We start from the raw sequence: 16,476 nt of genomic DNA, 5'->3' as shown, positions 1-16,476 counted from the left end.
AAATGTTTAATCATTTGATCTTAAAGATGGTGGTGCTATGGATAATTCTCAATTGGACCAAACAAAGGAAAGTGAATTGCTGAAAAATAAGAAAGCTTTGATAAATGAAATACGTCAGGCAACAGATATTTTTAAAGCACTAGCTGACCCTGTAAGACAGGAAATTCTATTGATGTTTATGATAGCCAAACGAATGAACGTTGCACAGATTGTCGAGCAATCGCCATTGTCCAGACCGGCAATATCACATCATTTAAAAATTCTTAAACAAGCAGGCATTTTGAGCTCTACAAAGGAACGAACCGAAGTTTATTATAGTTTGACGATTGAGAACTCAGTTGTGGAACAACTCAAAAAAATCGTTCGTGTGGCTGAAGATATATTAAATGATCCTGCTAAATCGTATGAATAGTACTTATGACTTTCTAGAGCGAACAGCTGAAGAAAGTCTTTTTTTGAGCATAATGATTAAGCGTTTAATCTTTTGATCATTCAGATTATTGGAGGAGATTTATTATGACTTGGAATTACTCTCATAAAACAGCTTTAGTAACTGGCGCATCATCCGGTATAGGTGAGGTCTTTGCCCATGAGCTTGCTAAAAAAGGTTGCAACCTTATTTTAGTTGCTCGTTCTCAAGAGAAACTCAAACAAATTGCACTGAAATTGCAAAATACATATTCTATTAATGCTATAGCGCTTCCCATTGATCTTACCGCTTCCAACGCTACTGAAAAAATAGCTGAGGGGCTTACAACTCTCGGATTATCAGTTGATATTTTGATAAATAACGCCGGCTTTGGCACACTGGGTAGTTTCGATAAAATACCACAATCCCGCGTTAATCAAGAAATTCAGCTAAATTTAGTCGCCTTAACAGAATTAACACATAAATTCATTGGCCCTATGATTGAGAGAAAAAAAGGAATAATCATTAATGTAGCTTCGATGACTGCCTTTCAACCTGTTCCTTATATGGCTGTCTATGGCGCTACAAAAGCTTATGTCCTGTCTTTTACAGAAGCAATATGGGCCGAATATAGGGATAGTGGAGTGCAAATTCTGGCATTATGCCCTGGCGAGACTAAGAGCTCTTTTCATGCTGCTTCTGGATCGGATAGTTTGAAAGGAAAGCGCATGGAGCCTATTGAAGTCGTGGATGCGGCATTTAAGGCCCTTGAAAAAGACCGCAGCATGATGATAGCTGGTCTTAACAATTATGTCATGGCACAGGTTATACGGTTACTTCCACGGAGTACCGTCTTAAAGTTTGCTAAACGTATATTCCAACCAGCCTTGGGTAACAAGTAGTTATAATCAGTTTAAGCAGGTAACGTTAGTTCAACGAGTTCTAACTACCCGATTACGAAAACCGGATTTCGGTGTAGAATAAAACCTAAATGACTGCTTAAGAAGCTGCTGCCTAAATAGATGTAGGCAACAGCTTTTATTTGGCGTTTGCGCATGTTTGTCGTATTCGATTTTGAAAATTTTTGATATACTTAGGGAACTTTTGCAAGACACCAGGAGGATGTTATGGCTTACGTGGCTTCACTTATTTTTATCATTACGTTAGTTTTTGTGATTTGGCAGCCTAGAGGCCTAAGCATTGGATGGTCTGCGATGATTGGCGCTATATTGGCATTGGCATGCGGGGTTGTAAGCCTGGGTGATGTAGTGGATGTTACCTTGATCGTGTGGAATGCGACGCTTGCCTTTGTCGGCATCATTCTATTCTCGCTTATTTTGGATGAAATCGGGTTGTTTGAATGGGCTGCGCTTCATATGGCAAGGCTGGCCAATGGCAACGGAATGACGATGTTCATTTATGTAATCCTGCTTGGGGCTGTTGTAGCGGCTTTATTCGCCAATGATGGCGCTGCGCTTATTTTGACACCTATCGTTCTTGCAATGGTACGGGCGCTGAAATTCGATGACCGCATGCTGCTCCCGTTTATTATGGCCAGCGGTTTTATTGCCGATACGACCTCCTTGCCATTTGTGATCAGTAATTTGGTCAATATTGTATCCGCGGACTATTTTGGGATTGGGTTTGTGGAATATACGACCCGGATGCTTGTGCCTAACTTGTTTGCATTGCTTGCAAGTACTTTCGTGCTCTATGTATATTTCCGGAAAAGCATTCCCAAGCATTACAATGTCCAAGAGCTTAAAGAGCCCCGTGAGGCGATTACAGATATCCGGTTATTCCGCTTATCCTGGGTTATTTTGGCTGTACTTTTGGTTGGTTATTTTGTCAGCGAATTTATTCATGTGCCGGTTTCGATTATCGCAGGCCTCGTTGCGTTATTCTTTGTTATCGCCGCCCGCCGCAGTCCTGCCATCAATATTAAACAGGTAGTGAAAAATGCTCCTTGGGCAGTCGTCTTGTTCTCCATAGGCATGTATGTAGTCGTGTATGGGCTTCGCAATGTGGGATTAACAGACCAGCTAGGTAGAGCTATTCAAGCGATGGCGGATCAGGGCTTGCTGGCAGCAACCGTCGGGATGGGGTTTCTCGCAGCGGTATTGTCGTCTGTGATGAACAATCTGCCAACGGTGATGATCAATGCTTTGGCGATCCAAGGTACACAAACGGAGGGGGCCATCCGTGAAGCGTTGATTTATGCGAATGTGATTGGGTCGGACCTGGGTCCGAAAATAACGCCGATTGGTTCCTTGGCAACCCTTTTATGGCTGCATGTGTTAGCGAATAAAGGAGTAAGGATTACATGGGGAACGTATTTTAAAATCGGCATCGTGCTTACGATTCCCACCTTGCTGATCACGCTTGTGGCGTTATATGGATGGCTATGGCTGCTCAACTAACGGCTCAAGCTACTTGAACTGCTACTATTGGAAGAATATGATACAATAATCTTAGTATAAGTATAAGTAAGGAAAGAGGGAGCTAACCAATCATGGGCACTGAAATCGAAAAAAAGTTTTTGTTGCCAGCATTTCCGAGTGCCGAGTTGGAGCAAGAAGAAATTACTTTTGTGTCCAAACAAACCATTTACCAGACCTACCTGGCATTTTCGAAGGATCAGGAAATTAGGGTTCGCAAGCTTGTAGATAAGGATGGGGTATCCCATTATACCCATACATTCAAATCCGGCCACGGGCTGGTAAGGGAAGAAATCGAATATTCCATTTCCGAGGATGTATACAAACAACTGCTAGCGGGGTCAGGGCTTGTGCCTTTGGAAAAGGTGCGTACGAAGGTGGAGCACAAGGGGTATGTGCTGGAAATCGATGAATACGAGCAAATCCATCTGGTGGTCGTTGAAGTGGAATTTCCCGATGTGGAGTCTGCGAACGACTACGAAGTGCCGGGCTGGTTCGGAAAAGAGCTGGGGCAAGAGGAGGAATTCCGCAACAAGACGTTATGGCTGAAGCTGCAAACGCCAAAGGCTTAAGCTAATGTTAGCAAAAGGGAATGGCATTGTCAGAGATGAGAAAAGAAGCGTCCGATGAAGGTGAAGGACGCTTCTTTTTTGCATGCTAGATCTTGCTGTAGCTCTCCCACAAAGGGCTTAAGTATCTACCAAAGCTGGCTACTTATCTCCATCTTTCATTTCACCGATTTTGTGCTGGATAGCACCTTTAGCTTTATCGAGCTTCCCTTCAGCTTGAAGAGATGCGTTATCTGTGGCATTCCCAATTTGGTCTTTAATTTCACCTTTTGCTTTGGAAACGTTACCTTTAATTTTATCGCTTAGTCCATTGTTGCTCATTATCAACATCTCCTTTTTATTAGGTTACTGAGTATTAACCTTATGGGCTCGATCCCAAACAGCAAAGTCCAAAAAGACCCGGGATTTGCGAAAGTTGAAACCATCTGGCCACCTACCAAGTATTACAGAGAGTGTGAAATGGATAAAGGGGGACAATAAAATGAGGATTCGATTATTATTTATGGCTCTTGCGATTTTCTTGCTGCCGGGCTGCTCCTTGCTAACGAGTGTGAACCAAAGCTTGAATTACGTGGAGGAAGCTACGACTTATATCAATAATGCTACCCAATTTGCGCAAAACATACCCGTGCTTGCTCAGCAAGCGGTAACGGATTCTGCGGCCAGAGCTTCTTTATTGAAGGAATTGGAAACGATGAAGACAAAAATTACTGCATTTAACGCTATGGAAGCACCTGCTTTTGCCCAGGAAATCCACAAGCAGCTTGTAGTCAACAACGAAAAGGTCATAGCGGAAATTAATGGCTACTTGCCCAAGATAAACACGGATACGTTTGATTTCACGTCTCTCGCCAATTCGCCGATGATCCAAACCATACAAGAAATTATGCAGGCTTTAAACCAGATCCAGAAATTAACGCCGTAATAAGTCGCAAAAAGCGATTAAAGATGTAAAGGGTCAATCAAAGGTCAAAGAAGGTCAAATAAAGGGTCAGTGCTTGCTTTTTAGAATAATATGCTTAAAAATGCCAGATTTTCGCTCAAAATGGCCGAATACTGATTTTGCATCTTCTGTGGAAAAAGCTTATACTAAATATAGGTAATAAAACTTGAACTTTTCTCCTATACCGAGCACGATAGTGGTTACTATAACCGTTATAAGGTGCTCTTTTTAATGAAGATAGTTTGACCTTTTCTGACCAATTTGATTGGGGTGAGGAATATGAAAAAGACGAAGGATCATTACGAGGTTTTGGGTGTAGACCGCAAGGCTACCAAAGATGAAATTAAAAAGGCATATAAAAAGAAAGCGAAAGCTTTCCATCCTGATGTCAATAAAAGCCCAGAGGCGGAGGCGCGTTTTAAAGAAGCCCAGGAGGCCTACGAGGTTCTGCATGATGATGAATCACGGACAAGCTATGACCAATATGGAGAGCGCTGGCGTGAAGGCGGTGCAGGCGCCAATGGAGGAGCGGGCAATTTCGGAGGTGCAGGGTACGGCAACGCTTATGGAGGCGGCGCGGGATCACGTGCGGGACAGGCTGGCGCCTATGGAGGCACCCGTTACCAGACGGGGGAAGCGGACTATGGGGATTTGTTTAACCAATTTTTTGGCGGGGCTGGGGGGCGTGCGGGACAGGCGGATAGCTTTTTTTCGCAGGAAGATGTCAGCGGCGGAGCCGGGGGCGCCCGTGAACAGCAAGCCGATGAGGAAGCAACCCTTCATTTGACGCTGGAGGAAATTGTTCTCGGCGGCAAAGTAAGCGTGCTGGTGCTGGACAAAAAGCTGAGCCTGACGATACCGGCATCGGTGATCGATGGACAGCGGCTGCGATTAAAAGGAATGGGCCGCACGTATAGGGATGGCAGTAAAGGGGATTTGTACGTTACGATCAAGATGAAGCCCGATCCCGTATTCACGGTGGCCGGCTATGACTTAACAGCGACCTTGGAGATCGCTCCTTGGCATGCTGCATTAGGCACGGAGGCTAAATTGAAGCTTCGTGGCGGCAGTACAATTAATGTGAAGGTGCCGCCTATGGGCGCCGCTGGAGGCACTGGGCATATGCTGCGTTTAACCGGCAAAGGGCTGCGCAAGCCAGATGGAAGCTTCGGCGATCTGTTCGTCGAAGTCGATATGAAGCTGCCTCAGGCTATAACCGAGAAGGAGCAAGAGCTGTACCGCGAGCTTGCTAAAGCATACCCTATGGAACCAACATTTCACGGAGCTTAATGAAGTTTATTAATAAAAATTGAATGATAAAACAAATTAATGGAACTTAAATATGGAGTTTATATTAGGGAGGAATGAACCATGGATTTCAACCGTTTTACACAAAAAACGCAGGACGCTATTGTTGGGGCGCAGCAGGCTGCTGTATCGCGCAAACACCAGGAAATCGGGCTGCTGCATTTATTGAGGGCGCTTCTCGACCAACAGGAAGGGCTGGCACCCAGGCTGCTGCAAAAGCTGAATGTGCCCATAAATACGCTGCGCACCCGTTTGGATGAGCAACTGGCGCGGAAGCCGCAGGTAGGTGGCACGGGAGCGGATACCGTCCGCGCTTATTTATCCCCGGGGTTTAACCGGGTTATTGCCGATGCCGAGAAGGAAGCGACGAAGCTAGGCGACGACTATTTGTCTGTCGAGCACCTGCTGTTAGCGCTTCTGGATGACAAACAGGAGGTCGGCGACCTGTTCCGCTCCTTGGGCGTGAAGCGTGAAGCGATGCTAAAGGCGCTCTCCGAGGTGAGGGGCCACCAACGGGTGACCAGCCAGGAGCCCGAAGCGACCTACGAGGCGCTGGCCATGTATGGCCGCGACCTTGTAGCCGAGGTACGTGCAGGCAAGTTGGATCCCGTCATTGGACGGGACGCGGAAATTCGCCGCGTGATCCGCATCCTCTCAAGAAAGACCAAAAACAACCCCGTCTTGATCGGCGAGCCCGGCGTTGGGAAAACCGCAATTGTGGAAGGCCTTGCCCACCGTATTGTGAAACGCGATGTGCCCGATGGATTGCGGGACAAAACGATTTTTTCACTGGATATGGGCTCCCTTATTGCCGGAGCGAAGTACCGCGGTGAATTCGAGGAACGCCTCAAGGCGGTACTGCATGAGGTGAGCGCAAGCGAGGGGCGCATCCTGTTGTTCATCGATGAGCTGCATACCATAGTTGGCGCCGGTAAAACAGAGGGAGCTATGGATGCAGGCAATATGCTCAAGCCGATGCTGGCACGCGGTGAGCTGCATTGTATAGGGGCGACGACGCTTGATGAATACCGCAACTACATCGAAAAGGATCCCGCATTGGAGCGCCGTTTCCAGCAGGTGCTCGTTAGCGAGCCCAATGTTGAGGATACAATTTCGATCCTGCGCGGCTTAAAGGAGCGTTACGAATTGTACCATGGCGTGAAAATCCACGATAACGCACTGGTTGCGGCGGGCGTGTTGTCCAACCGTTATATATCCGACCGCTTTTTGCCGGATAAAGCAATTGATTTGATCGATGAGGCCTGTGCGATGATCCGCACCGAGATCGACTCGATGCCTACGGAGCTTGATGAGGTTACACGGCGGATGATGCAGCTGGAGATCGAGGAGGCTGCCCTCCGTAAGGAAACTGATGCGGCTAGCCAAGACAGGCTGAAGGTGCTGCAAAAGGAGCTTGCCGAGCTAAAGGACCGCCACAATACGTTAAAAGCGAAGTGGGACCACGAGAAGGAAACGATCCAAGGCATCCAAGCGCTGCGCAAGGAGCTGGAGCAAGCTAGGCTGGAGCTGCAGGAGGCGGAGGACCGCTACGACCTAGAGAAATCCGCTGAGCTCAGCTATGGGCGGATTCCCGAGCTGGAGAAGCGCCTTAAGCAGGCGGAGGACCTCGCCCGTGCGGATACGGATCCGCGGCTGCTGCGCGAGGAAGTGACGGAGGAGGAGATCGCCGGCATTGTCGGGCGATGGACGGGGATACCCGTAAGCCGCCTGGTGGAAGGCGAACGGGAGAAGCTGCTGCGCTTGGAGGAGGAGCTGCACCAGCGGGTCATCGGCCAGGAAGAGGCCGTGCGGCTCGTGTCGGATGCTGTGCTTCGCGCCCGCGCAGGCATTAAAGATCCGAACCGTCCGATCGGTTCGTTCCTGTTCCTAGGGCCGACTGGCGTCGGCAAGACGGAGCTGGCCAAAGCGTTAGCCGAAGCGTTGTTCGACGACGAGGAAAAAATCATTCGGATCGACATGTCCGAATATATGGAGAAGCATTCCGTATCACGGCTGCTGGGCGCGCCTCCCGGATATGTCGGGTATGAGCAAGGTGGGCAATTAACCGAAGCCGTCCGTCGGCAGCCTTACTCCGTCATCTTGTTTGACGAGGTGGAGAAGGCGCACCCTGACGTCTTTAACACACTGCTCCAATTGCTCGATGATGGCCGGCTGACGGATTCACAAGGGCGGCTTGTCGATTTCAAAAATACGATTGTGATTCTGACCTCGAATATTGGATCGACGTTTTTGATCGAGGGCATGGATGAGGTCGGCAATATTAAGCCGCGGACCGAGCAAATGATTATGGCTGAGCTGCGTACTCGTTTCCGCCCGGAATTCCTGAACCGCCTAGACGATGTGGTGCTATTCAAGCCGCTCACCGTCAAGGAAGTCCAGCTTATTGTCGGCAAGCTGGTGCAAGGCTTGGAGGCTCGGCTAGGGGAGCGGCGTGTTGAGCTTCAGCTAACCGAAGAAGCCCGTATGCATATCGCCCACCAGGGCTACGATGCTGTCTATGGCGCGCGGCCGCTGAAGCGCTACATCCAGCGTTTTATCGAAACGAAGCTTGCCCGTGAAATTGTAGGGGGCACGTTATTAGACGGCTCCCGTGTCCTGATCGGCGTGCATCATGGCGAGCTTGCTTTTAATATTGATAACGAAGCGAAGGATTTTGTGGCTATGGGCTAAGAGGGCTACCAAGCGAAGAAAATACTAAATAAGGATAGGTAAAAAGTGGGGGCGACGGATCGCTCCCACTTTTTACATTCAGGGTATCGTCCAGCATCCATACAGATTGGTCGTTACAGGAGCATAGCTACTTGTATTCAGTCATTACATTCAGTCATATTTTTCATCATCGACCCTGTTTTTATGTTCAATAATAAGCTCCAATTCCGTTTCGAAATTCAAATATAACGGTGTGGGCAGCTGGTCGACCATTTGTTGAACCAAGGGCAGCTCTAAGGCTTCCTCCAATGTCTGGGGTTGTGGCTCCAGCCCGTGGATCCAAGCGCGGACCGCGTCAATATACGTATAAAAAGCGGCTTCAAATTCATTAGCTGTAGATTCGGCTTCAAGCTCATCTTGTTTTGCCCCCGACATCGATTGCCAATGCTTTAAAGTGGCGGCTAATGTGCTATTAACGATTACAAGATTCTCTTTCCTAACATTCGCTTTCATAATGACGGCCTCCATGATCCCATATTCTTTCTTATATTAACGTATTTTTGCCAGAGTATGAAAGTTTGAAATTCTCTATACCAGCTAGTACAATATGATAGTAGGGTCAGCTTAATAATGGAGGTGTAGGATATGGTAGCCAGCTCTGGAATTAAAGCTCTAAAATTGGAAATGAGTGCAGGAGCCCATATGTTTGTCGTACATGCGGCGCTGCTTTGGGACGAGCAGGATGTCATTTTGGTGGATACCGGAATTCCAGGCCAGCTGGAAATCATACGTAATGCGTTAGCCGAAGAAGGATTTCCTTTCGAAAAGCTTACGAAAATCATGATCACCCATCAAGATTTGGACCACTTGGGCAGCTTGCCTGAGCTAATAGCCGCATCGGAGGACAGGATCGGCGTTTATGCACATGAGCTAACAAAGCCATATCTCTTAGGAGAGGTTCCTCTAATAAAAAGAGGGGTTATGGTGCCGCCTTCAAAAGTCGATGTGACGCTTCAAGACGGTGATCTGTTGCCCTTCTGTGGTGGGATTCAGGTGATTTTTACACCTGGCCATACGCCGGATCATATCAGCCTCTATCATATACCGAGCAAAACACTTATATCCGGGGATGCGCTGACATCGCACGAAGGCGTAATCATGCCGCCTAACCCAAGCTTTACACCGAATATGGAGCAGGCATTGAAGTCAGTTGCCAAGCTGCAAGAGTATGAGATCGAAACGGTGATTGCTTATCATGGCGGTATTTGTACCGAGCGGATTAAAGAAAGGCTTACTGAAATTTCTAATAGCTAATATACATGTAGTAAAGCCATTCTAAGCCATTCTCCTGAAAAAATACCAAGCAAAAGCACCGCTGAAGCCCCTATCGAAATGGGGATTCAGTGGTGCCTTTTTTGTTAGGCAATTTCCTTGTTATTAATTTTTAACAACCTCTATTGCCGTGTAAGCTCGCGTACCGTTCATGAGCAGGGCGGTTAAAGTAAAGCTGCTGACGTTCCCGTTAATATGGACAGTTCCATCCAAATCTAGCGAAACCGTTCCAACGGCTCCACCAGCAGGATCTGCGGCAATATCTCCAGCAAAGAAGACTACTCCTAAGGCGAAGTTGTATTGAGCAACCTCCTCATCCTCGTATTTAATGCCGTAATTATCGGTAACGGTCAGGTCCATCGCATCAAATGCGTTAAATTGTCCGCTGCCGCCGTACACACTGCCTGAAACGGTGGCCTTAAAGGAAGAGGTTTCAGCAGTGATAAGACTCGCCGCTACATTTTCCGTTTTGACGGTGACAGGGATGGAAACTTGCTTGGTCTCGCCGCTAATCGTTGAATAAATAATATTAATCGTTGACGAGCCTGCTTTGATGCCCAGGATATAGCCTTTATGGTCAGTTGATATTCCAGTTTTGACTACTGTAGGATTCTGCGAAGTGATCGATTGGATCAACCCTGGAACAGCAACCTCTTGCCCAGAGTTGGTCGCTTTAATCGTAATTTCTTTGGCAAATTTGCTGGTAGTCGGGTTCTCCGCATCGGTCTTTGTCGCAAAGCCATTGGCGCCTGTCGCCAAAGCAGTTAATCCGCTATCTAAGACATTACTAAGATCATAATTGCCATTGATCGTATAATCCATGCCACCTGTACTGGATGATGTGGTGAATGTAAAAGTTCCTGACGCTGTTTGTATGGCTGTGCCGACAAGGCCTCCCAATGTAACCACATAGCTTCCATTCGAAAGCTTGTTATCTGAGGATAACGTCAAGGAAGCCGATTTGCGGTCTGTATTCCACGTAAATGTGGTAGGAATAACTGTACCATCCTTGGAGAGGGTCAATGTTGCTTTGGCGGTGTCAACGGCTTTATCTAGCGTAACCAATACCAGTTGGTTGTCTGAAGCCTGAACGGTAGTAAGCGATACCAGCGCTTGGTCCTTTAAGCTTTGGTAAGCTTGCTCGGCACCGTAGGCACCTGTAACCAGGTCGGAGCGGGCAGCCGCGGCATCTCCACTTTTGCCATCAGGATGGATGCCTAGATTTTGGGCTTGCAGTACAGCATTAGCATACCAAGGCAGGGTGTTCACCTGCACACTTTTACCAAGCCCTTTAACGAGCACCGTATCCAATTGCCCAATTGTCACATTATCTCCTGGAGCAAACGTCGTGTCTGTTATCCCGTCGATCAGGCCTGCTTTTCGAGCGGCTTCGATATAGGGAATTGCCCAGCCGTTGGCGGCATCACTGGCACGGACATCCGAGAAGCTGGAGGTCTGGTTGCTGGCATCGACAGGGAGTCCAAAAATCAAAGCCGCTACCTTGGCGAATTGGGCACGGGTCATATTTTGCGAGATTCCGAAGCTGTCACCGGATACCCCTTCAAATACACCCTTGGCAAGAAGGGAATCGATCTTGGCTTTCAGCCCGGTGTCCACACTAGCCAAATCTTTAAAATCAGAGCTTGTTTTTATCGTGTCAGCCATTAATGTTGAGCTAAACATCGAGAATGCCAGGGCCGCCGAAGCGATAAGTATCAAAGTTTTTTTCGGTCTTTTCATAATCTTCATTCCTCCTCTAGCTATGAGTTTTTTAAAAGCTATTGCGGATAACTTACTACGTAAGTATCTTAGTTTAAATGATACTACTAGTCTGGGGCAAATGCGAACTGTTGGGAGGTGTAGACACGTTAATGGGATTTTTAAATGGGCCAAGATTCGTTTATAATAGATCAAGCAGGGCAACAGCAAATAGGAATGGCCATTTTAAGAGGAGGAAGCACTCATGGAGAAACGTAAATTTGGACAAACGGGACAAGAATTTCCCATACTTAGCTTTGGCGCCCAACGTATTGTGGATGAGCATAGCTGTACCGAAGAGGAAGCAATCCAAATCGTTAACCGGGCGATCGATGAGGGGATTACTTATTTTGATACAGCACCGATCTATTCCAAGGGGCAATCTGAGGAAAGGCTTGGCAAAGCTTGGGGTAGTCGGCGTTCACAGGTATGGATTGCTACAAAAACGCTGGATCGGACTCGGGATGGTTCGTTGCGTTCAATCGAAGCCAGCTTGAAGCGGCTGCAAACGGATCATGTACAGGAATGGCGGCTGCATGACGTGCGGACGATGGAGCAGCTTGAGCAGTGCTTTGCCAAGGATGGCGCTTTACAGGCTTTAATTGAAGCCAAAGAGCAGGGGATCATCAAGCATATCAGTATCAGCGGACACACGAATCCGAATGTCCAGCTAGAAGCGATCCGCAGGTTCCCATTTGATAGCGCTTTAGTGGCGTTATCCGCGGCAGACCATTTTATGTACAGCTTCGCAGACGAGTTTGTACCCAAGGCCAATGAAAAGGGCATGGCGATTATTGGCATGAAGGTTATAGGCTTAGGGCGACTTGCCGAATGGTATGAGAAAGCGCTTAGATACACATGGTCACTGCCGATATCTACTGCCATTATTGGGATGGAATCGATGGAACAATTGGAAAATAACCTCAGAGTGGCAAAAAGCTTTACGCCGATGACCGACCTGGAAAAGCTGGAGTTTTTTAAAGAAATTATTCATATGGCAAACCCCGATGTGTTACGCTGGAAAGCAAAGGACTGGGAAAATAAAGAAGAATGGGCGGAACGCCTGTAAAGTGATTAGTATAAGTAAAACAATAAAGCAGCCTGCTGTGGCCGTGCTCTTCTCAGGGAGACGGCCGAGCGGGCTGCTTATTGTTTTTTGTAGGGTTCGAACAAATTTTTATATTTTAAAAAAGGTTATTATCTGAATATACAGAATTAATATAATATTCAAAAAATAATCCGAGAGGAGTTACTAAATTTTGTAGCATTCATAGGATATGCTTGCATAAACTGTAGAAGAATGATAGTCAATGCAAACGGTTTCATTCGAGGACTTATTTGAACTAGTAAGTGACAGGTTTCACAAACTTTATGGCTTAGCCGCCAACCCATGTTAGGAGGATCACCATATGCTACATATTGTTGTATGTATCAAGCAGGTTCCCGACAGCCGTGAAATTCGTATTGACCCGAAGAACAATACATTAATACGCCAAGGGGTACCGAGTATTGTTAATTTTTATGACTTGCATGGTCTGGAAGAAGCACTGCGGATCAAGGACAAGTTGGGAGCAAGAGTCACTATTGTCACCATGGGGCCGCCCCCGGCGGAGAAGAGCTTAAAGCAATGTATCTCGTTAGGCGCAGACGAGGCTGTGCTTGTGACAGATCGAGGGTTTGCGGGCGCTGATACACTTGCAACCTCTTATGTTATAGCCAAAACGCTTCAAAAGGTAGCAGAAACATGGGGCGCCATTGATTTGGTGTTTTGTGGAAAGCAGACGTTGGATGGGGATACCGGCCAGGTTGGACCTGGTGTAGCATGCAGGCTCGATTTGGAGCAGCTGACCTATGTAAGTAAAGTGGTACAGGTTGATATCGAAAAGCGAAGACTAACTGTACATCGATTACTTGAGGATGGCATTGAAGTGGTTCAGACAAGTATGCCGGTGCTGATTACAGCCTTGAAGGAATTGAATAAGGTGCGCAGAGCCGCTATGCCTGGGATGATTCGGGCCGCAAGGTACAAGCCGGTTGTCTGGACGACGGCCGATTTCCCGGATTTGGATCGGTCGATGATTGGCTTAAAGGGTTCGCCTACCATCGTGTCCAAGACATGGGTCCCCCAGGTGAAAGCGGTCAACTCCAAGATGATTATGGGGGATACACCGGAGGCGACCGCGGCACAGCTGCTTGACCAGCTGTGGGAACGAGACTTACCAAGCCGTTTAGGCTGGACATAGGAGGCAACAACCATGCCAAAGGAGCAAAAAGAGGAAAGCCAAGAATCGTCAGCTATGCCAGATTGGTCGGCTTATCGTGGGGTTTTGATTGTTGTGGAGCAAAGGGATGGTGAAGCCAAGAAGGTGTCCTGGCAGCTGCTCGGAGAGGGTCGGAAGCTTGCGTCCAAGCTGGAGGTTCCTTTGTTGGCGCTAGTCATAGGCAATGGTGTTCTCCATCTTGCCAAGGAGGCTGCCTATTATGGCGCTGACAAGGTTTATTTGTGTGAGGCGCCTGAGCTTGGTGTGTACCGGACACGGCCTTACAGCCGAATATGCTTAAAGCTGATTGATGATGTGAAACCGGAGATTGTGCTGTTTGGCGCAACGGGTACAGGCCGTGATTTGGCTGGAGCCATTGCAACGCACCTGCCGACCGGACTTACCGCAGACACAACGGAGCTGGATGTGGAACCACATCCCTCGAGGCTGCTGTTGGCAAGCCGTCCCGCCTTTTCCGAGAAGATGATGGCGACTATTCTATGCAAGCAATATCGTCCGCAGATGGCGACAACTCGCGCTGGAGTGTTCCAGGCACTGCCTCGGGATGAGACACGTGAAGCTGAAATTGTCAGCATCGAGAGCTTAATGCCCGAAGAGGAGATTGCCGCCCAGGTGATCGATTTTATACGTGATACAGGAAATCTGAATTTGGAGGAAGCGGATATTATCGTAGCCGGTGGGCGTGGCTTGGGAGGACCTGAGCCGTTTAATATGCTTCAGGAACTGGCGGATGCTTTAGGCGGGGTCGTTGGCGCATCTCGTGCAGCTGTAGATGCCGGGTGGATCAAGCACGAACACCAGGTTGGGCAGACCGGTTCAACAGTCCGGCCCAAGCTTTATTTTGCCATCGGCATCTCTGGTGCCGTTCAGCATACGGTGGGGATGGGGAATTCGGACCTTGTTATCGCGATCAATAAGGATGAAAAAGCATCCATTTTCCAATTTGCACATTATGGGATTGTAGGGGATTTGTTTAAGATCGTTCCCGCTATAACAGAAGAAGTCAAGAAACGTAAAAGCCTATTCGGTATTCCCATACCGGTTGCTGAAACAGCAGTACAGAAGCTTTCGCAAAAGCAGAATATGGCCAAATCGGTGTAAAGATTCTTTTGGTCACGCACACATGGGTGGATGATCTATTAGGGTGAGGAGCGGATTGATTTGAACGAAAAATTCGATGCTATCATTGTTGGGGGTGGCCCTGCAGGCTCTGCTGCAGCATTAACTATGGCCCGGGCTGGCCTGTCTGTTGTATTGCTTGAGCGTGGTGAATTTCCCGGTGCCAAAAACTTATTTGGCGGCGTATTGTATCGCAAGCAAATCGAGGAGCTGGTTCCGGAGTTTTGGAAGGAACGTAACTTTCCGATGGAACGGTATATTGTAGAGCAGCGGATTTGGATGATGGGCAAGGAATCCATGGTTACCTTTGGACATAGGAATGAAAAATATGCAGAGTCTTATAACTGTTTTACCGGATTGCGTGTGAAATTCGATCAGTGGTTCGCCGACAAAGCGGTTGCTGCTGGCGCTATACCCGTGTATGAAACGGTTGCCCTGGATGTCATCCGCGAAGGGGACAGGGTGGTTGGCGTCAAAACGGACCGGGAGGACGGCAACTTATACGCCGATGTCATAGTCATTGCGGACGGCGTTAATTCATTGCTCGGCAAGGCAATGGGCATTCACAAGGAATGGAAGCCTGATGAAGTCTCTTTAGCAGTCAAAGAAATCATCTCCTTGCCTAGGGAAAAAATTGAGGATCGGTTCGGGCTTGAAGGAGACGAAGGCGTTACCATTGAATTTATGGGTGAAACCTCGCTAGGTATGGCGGGGATGGGATTCTTGTATACGAACAAGGAAACGATTTCGTTAGGCGTCGGCGTGATGGTCAATCATTTAAGGGAGAAAAAGATCAAGCCCTATGCCATCCTTGATGCGGTGAAGCAGCATCCGATGATCCGTAAATTAATACAAGGAGGTGAGACCAAGGAATATTCGGGTCACCTGATCCCTGAAGGAGGCTTTCATTCGATACCTCCCTTATCAGGAAATGGATGGTGTGTATGTGGAGACGCGGCGCAGCTCGTCAACTTTGTGAATCGGGAAGGCACGAATCTAGCGATGACCTCAGGCCGATTGGCTGGGGAAGCGATTATCGAAGCTAAAGGCAAGGGCGATTTCTCAGCCGCTTCGATGAATGCTTATGATACAAAAATTCGCGCCTCTTTTGTTCACAAGGATTTAAAAAAGTACAAAGGCATGCACCAATTCCTCAAAGAGCAGGATCCGGAGCTATTGTTCGATAAGCTGCCCAGGGCTTTGAATGAAGCGGCTTACAATATGTTCTTAGTTGATGGGATCGCCAAAGCGGATAAACAGAAAATGGCTGTTAATTTAATTAAAGGGGCAGCTGGCGGCACGGTGAATTTAATGAAATTAGGCTATAAAGGATGGAGGGCGATGAACGGATGAGTAATTGCAACGTATCCGAGAAACTATTTACGATCCGATATAAATGCGATACAGAGTCCCATTTGGTCATTAAAGAGACGGAAACCTGTTTGAGCTGCAAGACCAAGGACTGTAACTATTTTTGTCCATCTGACGTGTATGAGTGGGAGAAAAAGCTGAAGATTACGACAGTAGCCTTCGAGAATTGTATCGAATGCGGCACATGTCGGATAGCTTGTCCATCGGACAATATTGCTTGGGTATACCCGAAGGGCGGCTACGGCATAACGTATAAGTATGGGTGATAACAAACACT

At 47.7% G+C, this 16,476-nt stretch carries 16 protein-coding genes; 13 read left to right on the top strand and 3 right to left on the bottom strand.

Features of this window, described 5'->3' with window-relative positions; all coding sequences use genetic code 11:
• Positions 1-37: 37 nt before the first annotated feature.
• The 4 genes from G9U52_RS32130 to G9U52_RS32115 all read left to right on the top strand — a co-directional run bounded on the left by G9U52_RS32130 (position 38) and on the right by G9U52_RS32115 (position 3,419).
• Positions 38-412 carry an ArsR/SmtB family transcription factor gene (locus tag G9U52_RS32130; RefSeq protein WP_166155388.1) on the top strand — a complete coding sequence of 125 codons (375 nt, stop codon included), beginning with the start codon at positions 38-40 and terminating at the stop codon, positions 410-412.
• A 104-nt stretch (positions 413-516) separates the two neighbouring features.
• Entirely contained in the window at positions 517-1,311 is a 795-nt protein-coding gene (locus G9U52_RS32125) for an SDR family NAD(P)-dependent oxidoreductase (protein ID WP_166155386.1), read from the top strand.
• Positions 1,312-1,536: 225 nt separating this feature from the next.
• Positions 1,537-2,829, top strand: a complete 1,293-nt coding sequence (locus tag G9U52_RS32120) for an arsenic transporter (RefSeq protein ID WP_166155384.1) — start codon at positions 1,537-1,539, stop codon at positions 2,827-2,829.
• A gap of 92 nt (positions 2,830-2,921) precedes the next feature.
• On the top strand, positions 2,922-3,419 hold the full coding sequence (locus G9U52_RS32115; protein ID WP_166155382.1) for a CYTH domain-containing protein: 498 nt from the start codon (positions 2,922-2,924) through the stop codon (positions 3,417-3,419).
• A gap of 138 nt (positions 3,420-3,557) precedes the next feature.
• On the opposite strand, the gene G9U52_RS32110 is transcribed toward G9U52_RS32115, so the two are convergent.
• Positions 3,558-3,737 carry a CsbD family protein gene (locus G9U52_RS32110; protein WP_166155380.1) on the bottom strand — a complete coding sequence of 60 codons (180 nt, stop codon included), beginning with the start codon at positions 3,735-3,737 and terminating at the stop codon, positions 3,558-3,560.
• Between the two features lie 160 nt (positions 3,738-3,897).
• On the opposite strand from G9U52_RS32110, the gene G9U52_RS32105 reads away from it, so the two are divergent.
• From G9U52_RS32105 to clpB, 3 genes are all read left to right on the top strand, one after another.
• Positions 3,898-4,341, top strand: a complete 444-nt coding sequence (locus G9U52_RS32105; protein WP_166155378.1) for a DUF6376 family protein — start codon at positions 3,898-3,900, stop codon at positions 4,339-4,341.
• A 297-nt stretch (positions 4,342-4,638) separates the two neighbouring features.
• Positions 4,639-5,649 carry a DnaJ C-terminal domain-containing protein gene (locus G9U52_RS41110; RefSeq protein WP_166155376.1) on the top strand — a complete coding sequence of 337 codons (1,011 nt, stop codon included), beginning with the start codon at positions 4,639-4,641 and terminating at the stop codon, positions 5,647-5,649.
• 81 nt (positions 5,650-5,730) lie between these two features.
• A complete protein-coding gene (gene clpB, locus G9U52_RS32095) occupies positions 5,731-8,358 on the top strand; it encodes an ATP-dependent chaperone ClpB (protein WP_166155374.1) in 2,628 nt (875 codons plus the stop codon).
• Between the two features lie 150 nt (positions 8,359-8,508).
• On the opposite strand, the gene G9U52_RS32090 is transcribed toward clpB, so the two are convergent.
• The gene (locus G9U52_RS32090) at positions 8,509-8,850 is read right to left on the bottom strand and encodes a hypothetical protein (protein ID WP_166155372.1); all 342 of its coding nucleotides are present in this window, start codon (positions 8,848-8,850) and stop codon (positions 8,509-8,511) included.
• 132 nt (positions 8,851-8,982) lie between these two features.
• Here G9U52_RS32090 and G9U52_RS32085 point away from each other — a divergent pair, with 132 nt between their 5' ends.
• Entirely contained in the window at positions 8,983-9,651 is a 669-nt protein-coding gene (locus G9U52_RS32085) for an MBL fold metallo-hydrolase (protein ID WP_166155370.1), read from the top strand.
• A gap of 123 nt (positions 9,652-9,774) precedes the next feature.
• Here G9U52_RS32085 and G9U52_RS32080 read toward each other — a convergent pair whose 3' ends face one another.
• Entirely contained in the window at positions 9,775-11,409 is a 1,635-nt protein-coding gene (locus tag G9U52_RS32080) for an S-layer homology domain-containing protein (protein ID WP_166155368.1), read from the bottom strand.
• A gap of 223 nt (positions 11,410-11,632) precedes the next feature.
• On the opposite strand from G9U52_RS32080, the gene G9U52_RS32075 reads away from it, so the two are divergent.
• The 5 genes from G9U52_RS32075 (at position 11,633) to G9U52_RS32055 (ending at position 16,465) form a co-directional block, all read left to right on the top strand.
• Positions 11,633-12,496, top strand: a complete 864-nt coding sequence (locus tag G9U52_RS32075; RefSeq protein ID WP_166155366.1) for an aldo/keto reductase — start codon at positions 11,633-11,635, stop codon at positions 12,494-12,496.
• Positions 12,497-12,836: 340 nt separating this feature from the next.
• Entirely contained in the window at positions 12,837-13,670 is an 834-nt protein-coding gene (locus G9U52_RS32070; protein WP_166155364.1) for an electron transfer flavoprotein subunit beta/FixA family protein, read from the top strand.
• Between the two features lie 12 nt (positions 13,671-13,682).
• The gene (locus G9U52_RS32065; protein ID WP_166155362.1) at positions 13,683-14,810 is read left to right on the top strand and encodes an electron transfer flavoprotein subunit alpha/FixB family protein; all 1,128 of its coding nucleotides are present in this window, start codon (positions 13,683-13,685) and stop codon (positions 14,808-14,810) included.
• 60 nt (positions 14,811-14,870) lie between these two features.
• Positions 14,871-16,181 carry an FAD-dependent oxidoreductase gene (locus tag G9U52_RS32060; protein ID WP_166155360.1) on the top strand — a complete coding sequence of 437 codons (1,311 nt, stop codon included), beginning with the start codon at positions 14,871-14,873 and terminating at the stop codon, positions 16,179-16,181.
• Positions 16,178-16,465, top strand: a complete 288-nt coding sequence (locus G9U52_RS32055) for a ferredoxin family protein (protein WP_166155358.1) — start codon at positions 16,178-16,180, stop codon at positions 16,463-16,465. The genes G9U52_RS32060 and G9U52_RS32055 overlap by 4 nt, the downstream gene beginning before the upstream one ends.
• Positions 16,466-16,476 lie beyond the last annotated feature (11 nt).

This window comes from Paenibacillus agricola, assembly GCF_011440305.1.
Classification (GTDB): Bacteria; Bacillota; Bacilli; order Paenibacillales; family NBRC-103111; genus Paenibacillus_S; species Paenibacillus_S agricola.
This window is presented reverse-complemented; position numbering and strand designations above follow the sequence as displayed.